Source organism: Aeromicrobium sp. (assembly GCF_025965075.1).
GTDB lineage: Bacteria > Actinomycetota > Actinomycetes > Propionibacteriales > Nocardioidaceae > Aeromicrobium.
This window is the reverse complement of the sequence record NZ_JAOPXQ010000137.1, coordinates 1-15,945: the sequence shown is the minus strand read 5'-3', so window position 1 is coordinate 15,945 and position 15,945 is coordinate 1. Positions and strand designations below refer to the sequence as shown.

Genomic DNA, 15,945 nt, shown 5'->3' with positions numbered 1-15,945 from the left:
CACCCTATCGATCCCGGTGAGAGGATCGGGACATGGATGTGCAGCCGTTCGACGCCTTGCTCCTCGTGTCCTTCGGTGGTCCGGAGCACCCCGACGACGTCGTCCCGTTCCTCGAGAACGTGACGGCCGGGCGGGGCATCCCGCGGGAGCGTCTGGTCGAGGTCGGTGAGCACTACTTCCTGTTCGGGGGCAGGTCCCCGATCAACGACCTCAACCGCGAGCTGCTCGACGCGCTCCGCAAGGACTTCGCCGAGCACGGGATCGATCTGCCGATCTACTGGGGCAACCGCAACTGGGACCCCTACCTGCGTGACGCGGCCCAGCAGATGGCCGCCGACGGCGTGCAGCGTGCCGCGTGCTTCGTCACCAGCGCCTACTCGTCGTACTCGGGCTGCCGCCAGTACCGCGAGGACCTGTTCGACGCGACGAGCGGGCTGCACGTGGAGCTGAGCCGGCTGCGGCACTACTTCAACCACCCGGGCTTCGTCGGCCCGTTCACCGAGGCGACCCGGTCGGCCCTCGCCGGGGCACCGGCCGGCTCGCACGTCGTGTTCGTCACGCACTCGATCCCGACGTCGATGAACGACGCCTCGGGTGGCCCCGGCCGGGGGATGTACGTCCGGCAGCACGCCAGCGTCGCGGCGCTCGTCGCCGAGGGCGCGGGTGCCGAGCGCTGGTCGCTGGCGTACTGCTCGCGCTCCGGTTCCCCGCGCATCCCGTGGCTCGAGCCCGACATCAACGACCACCTGCGCGAGCTCAAGCAGGAGGGCGTGGAGTCCGTGGTCGTGGTGCCGATCGGCTTCATCTCCGACCACATGGAGGTCATCTTCGACCTCGACACCGAGGCCAGTGCCACGGCCGCCGAGCTGGGCCTGCAGTACGACCGGGTGGCCACCCCGGGCGCGCACCCCGAGTTCGTCGCGATGGTCCGCGACCTGCTGCTCGAGCGGGCCGCCGTCGAGCGCGGGGAGCCCGTCACGCGTGCGTCCCTGGGCGAGCTGCCCCCGTCGCACGACCTGTGCCCGGTCGACTGCTGCCTCAACCCCCGCTCGTCGCTGCCGACGATCGGGTCCGCCGAGACGACGGCATGACCCACGAGCTCCTCGGGCTCGCTCGGGCGGTGGGGCTCGAGGCGGCCGCGTTCGTCCGCTCGGCCCGACCCGCCGGACGGGTCGACGTGTCGTCCACCAAGTCCAGCCCGACCGATGTCGTGACCGAGATCGACGAGGCCTGCGAGCGGCTCGTCCGGGAGCGGATCCTCGGGGCCCGACCCGGCGACGGGTTCGTCGGCGAGGAGGGTGACGACGTCGTCGGCACCAGCGGCGTGGACTGGGTCGTCGACCCCATCGACGGCACCGTCAACTTCGTCTACGGCATCCCGACGTACGCCGTCTCGATCGCGGCGCGCCGCGACGGCGAGGTGGTCGCCGGCTATGTCGTCAACATCGCCTCGGGGGCGGAGTGGGGAGCCGTCGCCGGCGAGGGCTCGTGGCGCTACGACGGCGACGACCGTCGCGTGCTGGCCGCACCCCGGTTCGACAACGTCGCCCACGCGCTCGTCGCGACGGGCTTCAACTACGTCCCGGCGATCCGCGCCAAGCAGGCCGCGGCGATGGCGACCTTCCTCCCGCAGGTGCGTGACATCCGTCGCATCGGGTCGGCCGCGCTCGACCTCTGCGCCCTTGCGGAGGGGCAGTACGACGCGTACCTGGAGGAGGGGTTGAAGTCCTGGGACCTCGCGGCCGGCGGCCTCATCGCCCGGGAGGCGGGGCTCGTGCTCAGCGGCCTGGACGGCGAGCCGGACGAGCGTCTGGTGATGGCGGTCCACCCCGCGGCCGCCAAGGAATATTTTGCCCTGGTGCGTGCTTGTGGGTTCTGAGTGTGATGCCCACGGGTTCGTGTGGCACAATCACGCCGGTTGTTCCGCACAAGGGAGATTTGATGGCTACCGACTACGACGCACCGCGCAAGACAGAAGAAGAGCAGTCCGAGGACAGCATCGAGGAGCTCAAGGCGCGTCGGCACGAGAAGAACTCCGGCAAGGTCGACGAGGACGAGACCGAGGCGGCGGAGTCATTCGAGCTGCCCGGAGCCGACCTCTCCCACGAGGAGCTGGCTGTCCAGGTCGTGCCCAAGCAGCTCGATGAGTTCACTTGCTCGTCGTGCTTCCTGGTGCACCACCGCAGTCAGCTTGCGTCGGAGAAGAACGGCGCTCTCATCTGCCGCGACTGCGCCGACTGACCTTCTTGGTCGACGTGTGATTCGGAGCCGGTTCCTCAGGGACCGGCTCCTTCGTCTTTCCTGACGCCTTCAGGGGCTTCATGCCGGGGGGCAGCTTGCCGGTCGACTTGACCCAGTAGGTCGCGGTGCCGCGGCGGACCCCGACCTTGACGAGCTCGATGATCGCGCCGCCGACGACCGCCCAGGCCACCGCCTCACGCGTCCCGACGTCGGGGTGACGCCCGCTGGTCGGAGGCTTCTTGCCCGTCACGACCCGCCAGGCGATCGCCGAGGCCCGCTGGGCCAGCAGGCCGGCCGCGATCGCCGACCCGCGGTCCATCAGCTTCCAGGTGCCCCGGCCGGGTGACCTGGTGTCGGGCTTCGAGGCGGCCTCGGCCTCGAGCTTGCGGCGGTGCTCAGACTTCTTCGCCACGGGGTGTGTCTCCGATCGGGTCGTGCACCGGAGCCTCCGGTGCCGTGGGTGCGCCGAGGGCGGCGGCGAGATCCTGGGGGTGGCGGCTCGAGACGAGCCAGTACGGTGCGGGGTCGCTGGGGTCGTCGACGCCCACCGAGACACCGTGGTCGAGATAGGGCCGGGTCACGAGGTAGGCGCGCGCGTCGGCGCCGGTGCCGAGCCGGGTCCGGTAGTCCGTGCGGTTGAGCGGGGCGACGGTCCCGACGTGCCGGGACTCGAGGAACGCGCTTCCGACGCGCAGGCCCGACTCGTCGACCACCACGGCCAGCGAGCCGTAGCGCCACACGGCGTACAGGCCGGCCGCGGCGACCGCGGCGAACGTCACCAGGGCGATCGCGACGTTGGTCGCGACCAGCATGACCCAGCCCCACACTGCCGCGAAGGCGAGTGCGGCCAGCCACCAGGAGACGGGGGCAGTCAGGCGTTCACGGTAGGTCGTCACGGTTCAACCTTGCCTCATGTCGGTATGCGCTGCGACGCAGGTAGGGTCGCTGCCATGTTCGACGTGACCGTCACGCGGCTCGATCCGGGGGTGCCGCTCCCGACGTACGCCCACCCCGGCGACGCCGGCGCCGATCTCGTGACCACGATCGACGTCGAGCTCGCCCCGGGGGAACGGGCCCTCGTGCCGACCGGCATCGCGCTCGCCCTGCCGGACGGGCTGGCGGCGTTCGTGCACCCCCGCTCCGGTCTGGCGCTGCGGCTGGGCCTGTCGATCGTCAACACCCCGGGCACGATCGATGCGGGCTACCGTGGAGAGATCAAGGTGCTCCTGGTCAACCACGACCTGCGGGAGTCGGTCCGGCTGGCTCGGGGCGACCGCATCGCGCAGCTCGTGGTCCAGCGGGTCGAGCACGTGGCGTTCGTCGAGGCCGACGTCCTGCCGGAGTCGGCCCGGGGCGCAGGGGGCTACGGTTCTACGGGTGGCCATGCGGCCGCCACCGAGGGGGAGAGCAGCTGATGGCACGCCGATTCGGCAAGAACAAGTCCACGGACGAGGCGGTCGAGGAGACCCCCGTCGTCGTCACGGGAGCCCGCCACCAGGGCCCGTGGGACTCCACCGAGCGGACCGCAGGTGACGATCCGACCTACATCGACCTGGGTCACCTGCTCGTCAAGGTCCGGCCAGGGCTCACGCTGCAGATGCCGACCGACGGCGAGGGTGACGAGATCGGCTCGGCGGTCCTCGTGACCGACGACGCGGCCCTCGAGCTCCGCGCCTTCGCGGCCACCCGTTCAGGTGGGCTGTGGGACGAGGTGCGTGACGACCTGATCCTCGAGGTCGAGCGGCTCGACGGCCAGTGCGAGCAGGTCGAGGGCCCCTACGGCGCCGAGCTGCACGTCCGCGTGCCGGTCGAGGTCGAGGACGCGACCGACGCGTTCCAGCCCAGCCGGATCGTCGGCGTCGAGGGACCACGCTGGCTGCTGCGGGCCACGTTCCTGGGCGACGCGGGCCTCAACCCGAGCGACGAGGGGATCTTGATGGACGCCCTGCGCGACGTCATCGTGGTGCGCGGCGACGAGGCCCGGATCCCGCGTGAGGCGCTGCTCCTGACGCTGCCCGACAACGCGACCGTCATCTCGGACGAGGAGTAGGATTTTTCCATGGGACGCTTCAGCAAAACCCTCGAGCGATTCTCGAACGACAACCTCGAGGCCGGTGAGCTCAAGAGCGATGCCGCCAAGGCCGGCTGCAAGCTCATCGCCTCCCAGGCCGACCGCGCCGTCGTCACGATCCACGGCGTCCTTCGCTCCGTCACGATCCGCCCTGTCGACGGCGTCTCGGCGCTGGAGGCCGAGCTCTACGACGGCTCCGACTGCGTGACCCTGATCTGGCTGGGCCGCCGCAAGATCGAGGGCGTGGTCGCGGGGCGACAGCTCAAGGCGCACGGCCGGATCGGCATGCGGGCCGGGACGCGGATCATCTACAACCCGCGCTACGAACTCGACGCGTGACCCGGTCCGACCCTGAGAGGGGATCGACGCAGGCGACGGTCGAGCAGGTCGTCCGCGCCCAGCTGGCCAAGGCGCTGGGTGGACGGCGCGGGATCGTCGAGAGCGCCGTGCCCACGGCGCTGTTCACGGTGTGCTTCCTGGTCACCGACGAGATCCGGTTGTCGCTGGTCATCAGCATCGCGGTGACCGCGGTGCTGCTGCTGGTCCGGGTGCTGCAGCGCTCGACGACCCAGTTCGTGCTCAACGCGCTGTTCGGGATCGGGATCGGCGCGTTCTTCGCCTATCGGGCGTCCCAGGGCGGCGGGTCCGACGAGGACGTCGCCCGGGCGGTCTTCACCCCCGGGCTGATCTACAACGGCGTGTACGCCGTCGTCATCATCCTCACGATCCTCATCGGCTGGCCCATCATCGGCTTCATGGTCGGCTCCGTGACGGGCGACCCCACGGCCTGGCATCAGGACCGGGCCATGGTGCGGCTGTGCTCGCAGCTGACCTGGATCCTGGTGATCCCGTGCGTCATCCGCGTCGCGGTCCAGCTGCCATTGTGGCTCGACCACCAGATCGGCCTGCTGGGCGCCTCCAAGATCGCCCTCGGCTGGCCACTGCAGCTCGCGTCGTTCGCCGTCATGGGCTGGCTGCTGAGCCGCAACCGCACCCCGGTAGAGCTCGACGACTGACCCACCCCCGACCGCTGACGCGTGGGTTGCGCACGGTGAGGCGTGGGTTGCGCACGTGGGAGGTGGGCCGAATCGCGCCCACGAGCGGATGCGAGTCAGGTGACGGCCACGGCCAGCTTTTCGGTACGTACTAACCCACGCGTCAGCGTCGCTAACCCACGCGTCAGCGTCGGTAACCCGCGCGTCAGCGTCGGTAACCCGCGCGTCGGCGGGCGTAACCCACGCGTCAGCGTTTGGGGCTGAGGAGCTCGCCGAGGTGGTCCTCGGCCTCGGCGGGCGTGACGAAGAGCAGCTCGTCACCGGCCTCGAGAGAGCGGTCGGCGTCCGGCGTCTCGATCGTGTTGTCCCGCAGGATCGCCACGAGCACGACGTCGTCGGGCCACGGGACCTCGCTGACGCGGGTGCCGACGTAGGGGGAGTCGCTGGGCATCGTCAGCTCGACCAGGTTGGTGTTGCTCTGGCGGAACGTGAACAGCCGGACGAGGTCACCGACCGTGACGGCCTCCTCGACGAGGGCCGACATCAGGCGTGGCGTCGAGACGGACACGTCGACTCCCCAGGACTCGCTGAACAACCACTCGTTGTTGGGGTGGTTGACCCGTCCCACGGTGCGGGGCACGGCGAACTCGGTCTTGGCCAGCAGTGAGATGACCAGGTTGGCCTTGTCGTCGCCGGTCGCGGAGATCACGACGTCACAGCCCTCGAGCTGCGCCTCCTCGAGCGAGGACAGCTCGCAGGCGTCGGCGAGCAGCCACTGCGCCTTGGGGACGAGCTCGGCGCGGATCGACGCGGGGGACTTGTCGATCAGCAGGATGGAGTGGCCGTTGTCGATGAGCTCCTGGGCCACGGACCTGCCGACGGCTCCGGCTCCGGCGATCACGACGCGCATCAGTCGGCCTCCGGTCCTGCATCGAGGGCGGCGTGCGAGGACTCGGCAGTCTTCTCGAGCATGAACAGGCTCAAGTAGTCGCCCTCCTGGATCACGGTGTCGGGCTGGGCGATCAGCCCGGCCCCGAGACGGGTGAGGTACGCGACGCGGACCTTCGCGGCGGCCTCGAGATCGGCGATCCGGTGGCCGATCCAGCTGAACGGCGCGTAGACGAGGTCCAGGCGCACGTCACCGGACTGGTCGCGCCACGCGGGCTCGGAGCCGGCCGGGACCAGACGCCGCAGCACCTGGTCGGCGGCCCAGGGAACCGTCGCGACCGTGGGGACGCCGAGACGCTCGTAGACCTCGGCGCGGCCCGGGTCGTAGATCCGGGCGACGACGTTCTCGACCTTGAACTGCTCGCGGGCGACACGCGCGGAGATGATGTTGGAGTTGTCACCGCTCGAGACGGCCGCGAAGGCGTCGGCGCGCTCGATGCCGGCCTTGACCAGGACGTCCCGGTCGAACCCCATGCCGGTCACCGTGATCCCGCTGAATCCCGGCCCCAGACGGCGGAACGCGTCGGGGTTGGTGTCGATCACGGCCGTCGTGTGGCCGCGCTCCTCGAGGCTGCGCGTGAGAGTCGAGCCGACACGGCCGCAGCCCATGATCACGATGTGCACGCAGGCGACGCTACACCGGGCCCGACGCTCGTGCGTGCACATGCCCGTATGAGGTCTAGCATCGACTCTCGTGGGAGTCACAGAGGTCGCCAAACGGGCGCTGGTCGGTCGCAAGCTCCGCAGCACCCAGCTCGGAGAGACGCTGCTCCCAAAGCGCATCGCGCTCCCGGTGTTCGCGAGCGACGCGTTGTCCTCCGTCGCGTACGCACCGGATGAGATCTTCCTGACCCTGTCGCTGGGTGGACTGTCGGCGTACGCGTTCAACTGGAAGATCGGCATCGCCGTGACGCTGGTGCTGCTGACGGTCGTCGCGTCCTACCGCCAGAACGTCCACGCGTACCCCAGCGGCGGCGGCGACTACGAGGTCGCCACGGTCAACCTCGGCCCGACCGCGGGCCTGACGGTCGGCAGCGCGCTGCTCGTCGACTACGTCCTCACGGTCGCGGTGTCGATCTCGTCGGGCGTGCAGAACGCCAGCTCGGCCCTGCCCTGGCTGGACGGGCACGAGGCGACCGCCGCCTCGGCGCTGGTCATCATCCTGATGGCGATCAACCTGCGCGGCACCAAGGAGTCGGGCAAGGCGTTCGCGGTGCCGACCTACCTGTTCATGATCGCGATCCTCATGATGGGCCTGTGGGGCTACTCCCGCTACCTGTTCGGCGACCTGCCGGAGGTCCCCAGCGCCGGCTTCGACATCGCCCCGGAGGGACAGTTCGAGCAGGGCTTCACGGGCATCGCGATGGTGTTCCTGCTCGCCCGGGCCTTCTCGTCCGGCTGCGCCGCGCTGACCGGGGTCGAGGCGATCAGCAACGGCGTCCCGGCGTTCAAGAAGCCCAAGAGCAAGAACGCCGCCACGACGCTCCTGCTGCTCGGCACCCTCGCGATCGCGATGCTGATGAGCATCATCGTGCTGGCCGACCTGATGAAGCTGCGGTACGTCGAGGATCCCGCGACGCAGCTCCTGAAGAACGGCAAGCCCGTCGGGTCGAGCTATGAGCAGGACACCGTGATCGGCCAGCTCGCCAAGACCCTCTACAGCGACTTCACGCCGCTGTTCTACTTCACCATCGCGTGCACCGGCGTCATCCTGATCCTGGCCGCCAACACCGCGTTCAACGGCTTCCCTGTGCTCGGCTCGATCCTGGCCCGCGACGGCTACCTGCCCCGCCAGCTCGACACGCGCGGCGACCGGTTGACGTTCAGCAACGGCATCATCGTCCTGGCGCTGGCCGCGGTGGTCCTGATCCAGGCCTTCGACGCCGAGGTCACCAAGCTCATCCAGCTCTACATCGTCGGCGTGTTCGTGTCGTTCAACCTGAGCCAGCTGGGCATGATCCGGCACTGGAACCGGCACCTCAGGACCGAGACCGACCCGGCCGAGCGCTCCAGGATGATGCGGTCCCGCGCGGTCAACACGGTCGGGCTGGCGATGACCGCGACGGTGCTGGTCATCGTGCTGCTGACCAAGTTCCTCGCCGGCGCGTGGATCGCGATCGTCGCGATGATCTGCGTCTTCGTGCTGATGCGCGGCATCGGCCGTCACTACGACCGGGTGTCCGAGGAGCTCGCGATCGACGACTCCGACGTCACCCTGCCGTCACGGGTCCACGCCATCGTCCTGGTCAGCAAGCTGCACAAGCCCACGATGCGGGCCCTGGCGTACGCCAGGGTGTCCCGCCCCAACTCGATCGAGGCGCTGACGGTCGAGTTCGACCCGGCCGAGACCGAGAAGCTCATGAAGCAGTGGGACGAGCTGCAGATCCCGATCCCCCTGAAGGTCGTCAACTCGCCCTACCGCGAGCTCGTCCGGCCGGTCATCCGCTACGTCAAGGAGCGTCGCAAGGCGAGTCCTCGCGACATCATCACGGTCTACATCCCCGAGTACGTCGTGGGGCGCTGGTGGGAGCAGCTCCTGCACAACCAGACCGCGCTGCGGCTCAAGGGGCGCCTGCTGTTCATGCCCGGCGTCATGGTCACGAGCGTGCCCTACCAGCTCAGCTCGGCCGGCCGGGCCAAGCAGCGGCTCGGCAAGGAACGCCCGGCACCGGGTGACGTGCGCCGCGGATTCCGGGGGCGTTGATGACCACCGACGTCACCGACCCGGTCGTCGACATCGGACCCGTCGCCCACGGCGGCCACTGCGTCGCCCGCCTGGACGGCCAGGTCGTCTTCGTGCGGCACACGCTGCCCGGCGAACGGGTCCGGATCCGCATCACAGACCGGACGAGCTCGTTTCTGCGGGCCGACGCGATCGAGGTCATCGACGCGGCCCCGGGGCGGGTCGTGCCACCGTGCCCGTTCTCGGGTCCCGGCCTCTGCGGCGGCTGCGACTTCCAGCACGTCGACCCCGCGGTGCAGCGCGGGCTCCTGGGGGACGTCGTGCGCGAGCAGCTCCGGCGGCTGGCCGGCCTGGCCTGGGACGGCGAGGTCGAGGCGGTCGAGCCCGAGGCGCTCGGCTGGCGCACGCGGATGCAGTTCGCGGTCGACCGGGACGGGACGCCCGGGCTGCGGCGCCACCGGTCGCACGAGATCGTTCCGGTCGACGAGTGCCTGATCGCCCATCCCGGGCTGCCCCGGGTGCTGGGCCGCACGTGGGACGCCGACACCGTCGAGGCCATCGTGTCGTCGACGGGGGACCGGCTGCTGGTGACGGATGCCAGCATCAGTGACGAGGTCGAGGCCGAGGTCGACGGTGTCGTCGCGACCGACGGCACGACCCGCGGTGGTCGTGGTGCCGTGACCGAGCGGGTGGTCGCGAACGACTACCGGGTCTCCGGCTCGGGCTTCTGGCAGGTGCACCCCGCCGCCGCCGCGACGCTCGTCGAGGCCGTGCTGGACGGCGCCGATGCACGTCCCGGGGAGACCGTGCTCGACCTGTACGCCGGGGTCGGCCTGTTCACGACGTTCCTCGCCGACGTGGTCGGTGACGACGGGACCGTGCTCAGCGTCGAGTCCGACCGCAGCGCGTCCCGCGACGCGCGACGCAACCTGCACGACCTGCCGCAGGTCACGCTGGTCGGCGAGACGGTCGAGCGGGCGCTCCGCCAGGGCGGGCTGGGGGAGCGGGCCGACGTCGTCGTGCTCGACCCGCCCCGCACGGGTGCCAAGAAGGCCGTCGCGGGGATCGTCGCGCTCGAGCCGCGCCGCATCGTCTACGTCGCCTGCGATCCCGCTGCCCTCGCTCGGGACCTGGCCTCGTTCGCCGCCCGCGGGTACGTCCTCGACGGGCTTCGAGCGTTCGCGCTGTTTCCCATGACGCAGCACGTCGAGTGCGTCGCGGTGCTGGTGCGAGCCGCCGACCCGGCCTGACCCCGGGCGGCCGTCGACGACACGGCCCGGTCCTTGTGCCGGTCAGGCGTGCACGACACAGTGTGGGCATGCGCTTCGCCGACCCGCACGCCTGTCCGGACTGCCGAGGCGTCATCAACGGTCAGCCGGCGTGCCCGCAGTGCGGCCTGGACCTCACCACGGTCGAGGTGCGACAGCTGTGGCAGATGCTGCTGCAGGCAGACGAGCTCCTCGGCCGGGCGTCGCACCGGCGCGTCCCGGTCGGCGCCGTTCCACCCGCCGCGCCCGCTCCGCAGCCGATGGGCCCGCCTCCGGCCCCGCCGGCCCGGGACCCGTTCCCGACCCAGGACCTCCCGTCGTACCCGACGCCGCCCTCGGCGCCCGCGCGGGCACCGCGGCGCTGGTCCGTCGGGACCGTCCTGCTGGTCCTCGGACCGTTCAGCCTCATCGTCGCCGGACTGATCTTCGTGACCCGGTCCTGGGAGGACGTCGGGCTCGCCGCACGGACGCTGATCCTGCTCGGCATCACGGTCCTCGTCGGCGTGCTCGGCGTCTGGGTCACACGCCGCCCGCTCCGCGCCTCGGCGGAGGCGGTCTGGACGATCTTCCTGAGCCTGCTGACGCTCGACTTCTTCGCCGCCCGGCACGAGGGGCTGGCCGCACTCGGCTCCCTCGACGTCCCGTCGTCGTGGGTCGCCTGGGGTGTCGTCGTGGTCGGGCTGGGTGTGGGCATCGCGCTGTGGGCCCGACCATTGGTCACGACCGACCTTGTCTCGCCAGCGATCGCCGCCGGCCTCGGCATCACGATCGCCGGTCTCGGCGCCGGGGCCGTCGTCGACGACCTGGACTTCGCGTGGCGCGCGATCATCGCGGTCGTCGTGGCCGGCCTGCTCGCGCTCGCCACGCGACCGGCGGGCCTGCGGCCGATGACGATCATCGCCCGGATCGTCTTCGCCGGATTCTTCACCGCCGCCTACGTCGCAGCGCTCGTGGACCTCGTCGACAACCCCGCGCTCGACGATCTCGTCGGCGGCGGGCACGGCGCTCCGCTGGTCCTGATGGTGATCGCGTCGGTCGTCGTCGCGGCACTCGTGAAGCCCGTCCGGATCCCGGCCGTGGCGCTCGCCGTCTTCGCCGTGTGCGCGCTCGTGGTCACACCGGTCTCCGAGGCCGCGAGCAGCGACGGAGCGGGTGTCGCGATCGCGCTCCTCGCGGCAGCGCTCGGGGTCGCCGGGACCGCACGCACCGACGACTGGGGCAAGGGAGTGCGGGCGGGTGCCGCACCCGTCGTGCTGGGCCTGCTGCTGATCCACGCGGTGCTGCTCGCCGAGGCCGTGCGGACCGGCTCCCTCGTCCTCGAGGACCCGTGGCAGCTCGCGGCCGACACCCGGCTCGACATCGCGTCGATCGACGACCACGCCCTCTGGGCGCTGCCGGTCGTGCTGCTCGCGCTGGTCGTCGTTGCGTGGTCCCTGCCCCGCTGGCCCGGGCTGCCGGTCACTCGGCGGCACGCCGTGGACCTCGCGCTCGGTGCCGGAGCGCTCGGCTGGGTCGGTGTCGTCGTGGCCGGGCGGCCGCCGGTCTGGGCCGCCGCGGCCGCCCTCCTGCTCCTCGCCGCGGCGCTCGTGGCGGCCCACGCGCGGGGACTCAGCAGGTCAGCGGCGCCGGCCGCGACGGTCCTGGTGGCCGCGGCGACGGTGGTCGCGGCCGCGTCGCACGGCACCTCGGCCGCGACGTGGGCCGTGGGCGCCCTGGTGCTGGTCGTCCTGGCGACCACCCCGTGCCATCCGGTGCTGCGTCAGACCTGCGCCGGTGGCGCGGTCGCCCTCGGGCTGGCGAGCACCGCCGCCGTCGTCGACCTGCTCGACGTCGACGACGCCGTGACGGCCCTCGTGGTCCTCTCGGTTGCCCTGGCCCTCGTGGCGGTCGCGGGGCTCGTCCTGCCGCAGCACCCCGTCCGCGTCCCGGTCGAGGCGGCCGCGGCACTGGGTGGGTTCGTGGCCCTCCTCGCACCCGGATCGACCGGCGAGGTCGCGGCGCGGTGGACCGTGGCCGGCGTCGTCCTCGTCGCGCTCGCCTTCGTGGTGCGGGGGCGACGCTGGTACGTCTGGCCCGGTGCCGTCGCGCTGCTCGTCGCGTACGTCCTGCTGATCGTGGACAGCGGCTTCTCGTTCGTCGAGGCCTACACGCTGCCGCTGGGCGTCATGCTGCTGGCGGCCGGCCTGGCCCTCGTCGGGCGCCGACCCGAGTCCGGCACGTGGCTCCTGCTCGGACCGGGGCTCGCCGTCGCGATGCTGCCGAGCCTGCCGCAGGCGCTGGCCGATCCCACCGGGACCCGGTCGCTGCTGCTGGGGATCGGCGCGGTCGTCGTCCTCGGTCTCGGCATCCGGCTCGGCTGGCAGGCGCCGTTCGTCGCCGGCGCCGTGGTGCTGGCCCTGCTGGTCCTGTTCAACATCGGGCCCTACGCCAACGCGGCGCCGCGCGTCGTCCTGCTCGCGGTCGTCGGGGTCGTGCTCACCGGGATCGGCATCACGTGGGAGGACCGAGTGCGGGACGGACGCCGCCTGGTCGGCTACGTTCGGGCCATGAGGTGACGACCATGACCGAGTCCCGCATCATCCGCCAGCTGCGCCGCGATGCGCTGGGCCAGGACGCCCTGCTGTTCAGCGCTGCCTTCTCGATCGGCGCGCTCGGCTACTTCCTGGTCGAGTCGGTCCGCCGGGCCTCCGACGACGACCGGGGCGCCGAGTTCTGGTCGGTCACGCTGTCGGGCAACCTGATCCTCGCGGGACTCGTCGCCGGCGAGCTGTTCCTGGTCTGGAACAACGGCTGGCGCCAGGGCGTGCGGGGGCACAGCATCGGCAAGCACCGGGTCGGGCTGGCGGTCGTGGACGTCGACAGCGGTCGACCGACCGGACCCGCGCGCGGCCTCCTGCGCGGGCTCGTGATGGCGCTGCTGCTGGACCTGGCGGCCGCCGCGATCCCGGTCGGCCTGCCGACGGTGCTGCGCCGGCTCACGCCGGAGTCCTGGCACATCGGGGGAGCGGCGTACGTCGCGCTGCTGGTCCTCGTCGTCCCGCTGCTCCTGCAGGCCGACCGGGGATTCGCCGACCGGGTCGCCCGCACCCAGGTCGTGCGTGGCACGGGTCCCGCCGCCGTCACGACGGAGCGGCGCACCCGGTGGCTGTCGGTGATCGAGGTCCTCGGGGTGGCGGGCCTGGTCGCGGTGGCACTGGCGTACATCGTCTTCTTCGCGCAGCTCATGAGGTTCCCGCACATCTTCTGAACTCGCGGTCGACGAGCGTGCCGATCCTCTCGACATCATGTATCTTGATATCAAGAGATATCCGAGATCCCGGGTTAGGCGAGCCTGACCGTGCGTCGCACCGCGATGCTGGGCAGGATGGAAACCGACCGCGCGAAGGAGAATGACGATGGCCGTCGACAGCTTCAATTCCAAGGACTCCCTGACAGTCGGGGACGCGTCCTACGACTACTACCGCCTGGGTGCCGTGGAGGGTGAGGGACTCGACGTCTCGACCCTCCCGTTCAGCCTCAAGGTACTCCTCGAGTCGCTCCTGCGCACCGAGGACGGGGCCGACATCACGAAGGCCGACATCGAGGCGCTCGCCGGCTGGGACGCCGACGCCGAGCCCTCCAAGGAGATCCAGTTCACGCCCGCCCGTGTGATCATGCAGGACTTCACCGGCGTGCCCTGCGTCGTCGACCTCGCCACGATGCGCGAGGCGATGGCCGACCTGGGCGGCGACGCCACCAAGATCAACCCGCTCGCACCGGCCGAGATGGTCATCGACCACTCCGTCATCGCCGACGTCTTCGGCACGCCCGAGGCATTCGAGCGCAACGTCGAGATCGAGTACGAGCGCAACCGTGAGCGCTACCAGTTCCTGCGCTGGGGCCAGGGCGCGTTCGACGACTTCAAGGTCGTCCCCCCGGGCACCGGCATCGTGCACCAGGTCAACATCGAGAAGCTCGCCCGCGTCGTGTTCGACAAGAACGGGACGGTCTACCCCGACTCCTGCGTCGGCACCGACTCGCACACCACGATGGTCAACGGCCTGGGCGTCGTCGGCTGGGGCGTCGGCGGCATCGAGGCCGAGGCGGCCATGCTCGGCCAGCCGATCAGCATGCTGATCCCGCGCGTCGTCGGCTTCAAGCTGTCCGGCGAGCTGCCGGAGGGCGCCACCGCGACCGACCTGGTGCTCGTCATCACCGAGCAGCTGCGCCAGCACGGCGTCGTCGGCAAGTTCGTCGAGTTCTACGGCCCGGGCGTCGCGGCGGTGCCGCTGGCCAACCGCGCCACGATCGGCAACATGAGCCCCGAGTACGGCTCGACCATCGCGGTCTTCCCGATCGACGACGAGACGACGAAGTACCTGCGCCTGACGGGTCGCACCGAGGAGCAGATCGCGCTCGTCGAGGCGTACGCCAAGGCCCAGGGCCTGTGGCACGACGCCGACAACGAGCCGCGCTTCTCGGAGTACCTCGAGCTCGACCTGGCCGACGTCGTCCCGTCGATCGCCGGCCCCAAGCGCCCCCAGGACCGCGTCTCCCTGAGCGAGAGCAAGGGCTCGTTCCGCACGGCCCTGGCCGACTACACCGAGCAGGACCTCAACGGCTACGACGAGGCCGTCGACGAGTCCTTCCCGGCCTCCGACGCGCCCAGCAGCAGCGACGCCGGCACCAACGGCGACAAGCCCCACGCGCCGGCACCGTCCGGCGCCGGTCGCCCGAGCAACCCGCAGCGGGTCACGCTGGACGACGGCACCGAGTTCGAGGTCGACCACGGCGCCGTCACGATCGCCGCGATCACGTCGTGCACCAACACGTCGAACCCGTCGGTCATGATCGGCGCGGGCCTGCTGGCCAAGAAGGCCGTCGAGAAGGGCCTGCAGCGCAAGCCATGGGTCAAGACGACGCTGGCGCCCGGCTCGAAGGTCGTCACGGACTACTACGAGAAGTCGGGGCTGAACGTCTATCTCGACAAGCTCGGCTTCAACCTCGTCGGCTACGGCTGCACGACCTGCATCGGCAACTCCGGCCCGCTGATCCCCGAGGTCAGCAAGGCCGTCAACGACGGTGACCTCGCCGTCACCGCTGTCCTGTCGGGCAACCGCAACTTCGAGGGTCGGATCAACCCCGACATCAAGATGAACTACCTGGCCTCCCCGCCGCTGGTCATCGCGTACGCGCTGGCCGGCTCGATGGACGTCGACCTGTACAACGAGCCGCTGGGTCAGGACACCGACGGCAACGACGTCTTCCTCAAGGACCTCTGGCCGTCCCCGACCGAGGTCGAGCGGGTCATCGGCGAGGCGATCAGCTCGGAGATGTTCGGCGACAGCTACCGCGACGTCTTCGCCGGCGACGAGACGTGGCGCTCGCTGCCGACGCCCGAGGGCAAGACCTTCGCCTGGGACGAGGACTCCACCTACGTGCGGAAGCCTCCCTACTTCGACGGCATGCCCGACGAGCCGACCCCGGTCACCGACATCGAGGGCGCCCGCGTGCTCCTCAAGCTCGGCGACTCCGTCACCACCGACCACATCAGCCCGGCAGGTGCGATCAAGAAGGACAGCCCCGCTGGCACCTACCTGGCCGAGCACGGCGTCGAGCAGCGCGACTTCAACTCCTACGGCTCGCGCCGCGGCAACCACGAGGTGATGATCCGGGGCACGTTCGCCAACATCCGCCTGCGCAACCAGATCGCTCCCGGCACCGAGGGCGGCTTCACCCGCGACTTCACCGCCGGCGAGG

General features: G+C 70.8%; 16 protein-coding genes. 12 read left to right on the top strand and 4 right to left on the bottom strand.

Annotated features, from left to right (window positions below; all coding sequences use genetic code 11):
* Positions 1–32: 32 nt before the first annotated feature.
* The 3 genes from JWQ91_RS08565 (at position 33) to JWQ91_RS08555 (ending at position 2,241) form a co-directional block, all read left to right on the top strand.
* Entirely contained in the window at positions 33–1,091 is a 1,059-nt protein-coding gene (locus JWQ91_RS08565) for a ferrochelatase (RefSeq protein ID WP_297782474.1), read from the top strand.
* The gene (locus JWQ91_RS08560; RefSeq protein WP_297782472.1) at positions 1,088–1,879 is read left to right on the top strand and encodes an inositol monophosphatase family protein; all 792 of its coding nucleotides are present in this window, start codon (positions 1,088–1,090) and stop codon (positions 1,877–1,879) included. Before JWQ91_RS08565 ends, JWQ91_RS08560 begins: the two co-directional genes overlap by 4 nt.
* 62 nt (positions 1,880–1,941) lie before the next feature.
* A complete protein-coding gene (locus JWQ91_RS08555) occupies positions 1,942–2,241 on the top strand; it encodes a DUF4193 domain-containing protein (RefSeq protein WP_297782470.1) in 300 nt (99 codons plus the stop codon).
* On the opposite strand, the gene JWQ91_RS08550 is transcribed toward JWQ91_RS08555, so the two are convergent.
* Together JWQ91_RS08550 and JWQ91_RS08545 are read right to left on the bottom strand one after the other, a co-directional pair.
* Positions 2,216–2,653 (bottom strand): DUF4235 domain-containing protein, encoded by a 438-nt coding sequence (locus JWQ91_RS08550; protein WP_297782469.1) that lies wholly within the window; start codon positions 2,651–2,653, stop codon positions 2,216–2,218. The genes JWQ91_RS08555 and JWQ91_RS08550 overlap by 26 nt on opposite strands.
* Positions 2,637–3,137 carry a DUF3093 domain-containing protein gene (locus JWQ91_RS08545; RefSeq protein ID WP_297782467.1) on the bottom strand — a complete coding sequence of 167 codons (501 nt, stop codon included), beginning with the start codon at positions 3,135–3,137 and terminating at the stop codon, positions 2,637–2,639. The genes JWQ91_RS08550 and JWQ91_RS08545 overlap by 17 nt, the downstream gene beginning before the upstream one ends.
* Before the next feature lie 54 nt (positions 3,138–3,191).
* Between JWQ91_RS08545 and dut the strand changes: the two genes are divergently transcribed.
* Genes dut through JWQ91_RS08525 form a run of 4 tightly spaced genes read left to right on the top strand, consistent with a single transcriptional unit; the run spans position 3,192 to position 5,328 of the window.
* A complete protein-coding gene (dut, locus tag JWQ91_RS08540; RefSeq protein ID WP_297782465.1) occupies positions 3,192–3,656 on the top strand; it encodes a dUTP diphosphatase in 465 nt (154 codons plus the stop codon).
* Complete coding sequence (locus JWQ91_RS08535; protein WP_297782463.1) at positions 3,656–4,291, top strand: DUF3710 domain-containing protein; 636 nt, start codon at positions 3,656–3,658, stop codon at positions 4,289–4,291. Before dut ends, JWQ91_RS08535 begins: the two co-directional genes overlap by 1 nt.
* A 9-nt stretch (positions 4,292–4,300) precedes the next feature.
* On the top strand, positions 4,301–4,651 hold the full coding sequence (locus JWQ91_RS08530; protein ID WP_297782461.1) for an OB-fold nucleic acid binding domain-containing protein: 351 nt from the start codon (positions 4,301–4,303) through the stop codon (positions 4,649–4,651).
* On the top strand, positions 4,648–5,328 hold the full coding sequence (locus JWQ91_RS08525) for a DUF3159 domain-containing protein (protein ID WP_297782459.1): 681 nt from the start codon (positions 4,648–4,650) through the stop codon (positions 5,326–5,328). Before JWQ91_RS08530 ends, JWQ91_RS08525 begins: the two co-directional genes overlap by 4 nt.
* Positions 5,329–5,554: 226 nt before the next feature.
* On the opposite strand, the gene JWQ91_RS08520 is transcribed toward JWQ91_RS08525, so the two are convergent.
* Positions 5,555–6,217, bottom strand: coding sequence for a TrkA family potassium uptake protein (locus JWQ91_RS08520; protein WP_297782457.1), 663 nt, complete (start codon positions 6,215–6,217; stop codon positions 5,555–5,557).
* The gene (locus JWQ91_RS08515) at positions 6,217–6,879 is read right to left on the bottom strand and encodes a TrkA family potassium uptake protein (RefSeq protein ID WP_297782455.1); all 663 of its coding nucleotides are present in this window, start codon (positions 6,877–6,879) and stop codon (positions 6,217–6,219) included. Before JWQ91_RS08515 ends, JWQ91_RS08520 begins: the two co-directional genes overlap by 1 nt.
* A gap of 70 nt (positions 6,880–6,949) precedes the next feature.
* Between JWQ91_RS08515 and JWQ91_RS08510 the strand changes: the two genes are divergently transcribed.
* The 5 genes from JWQ91_RS08510 to JWQ91_RS08490 all read left to right on the top strand — a co-directional run.
* On the top strand, positions 6,950–8,959 hold the full coding sequence (locus JWQ91_RS08510; protein WP_297782453.1) for an APC family permease: 2,010 nt from the start codon (positions 6,950–6,952) through the stop codon (positions 8,957–8,959).
* Positions 8,959–10,188, top strand: coding sequence for a TRAM domain-containing protein (locus JWQ91_RS08505; RefSeq protein ID WP_297782451.1), 1,230 nt, complete (start codon positions 8,959–8,961; stop codon positions 10,186–10,188). Before JWQ91_RS08510 ends, JWQ91_RS08505 begins: the two co-directional genes overlap by 1 nt.
* Positions 10,189–10,256: 68 nt before the next feature.
* Complete coding sequence (locus tag JWQ91_RS08500) at positions 10,257–12,761, top strand: hypothetical protein (protein ID WP_297782449.1); 2,505 nt, start codon at positions 10,257–10,259, stop codon at positions 12,759–12,761.
* 5 nt (positions 12,762–12,766) lie between these two features.
* Positions 12,767–13,453 carry an RDD family protein gene (locus JWQ91_RS08495; protein ID WP_297782447.1) on the top strand — a complete coding sequence of 229 codons (687 nt, stop codon included), beginning with the start codon at positions 12,767–12,769 and terminating at the stop codon, positions 13,451–13,453.
* 148 nt (positions 13,454–13,601) lie between these two features.
* Positions 13,602–15,945: aconitate hydratase (locus JWQ91_RS08490; RefSeq protein ID WP_297782445.1), on the top strand; the 2,344-nt coding region annotated here is incomplete at its 3' end.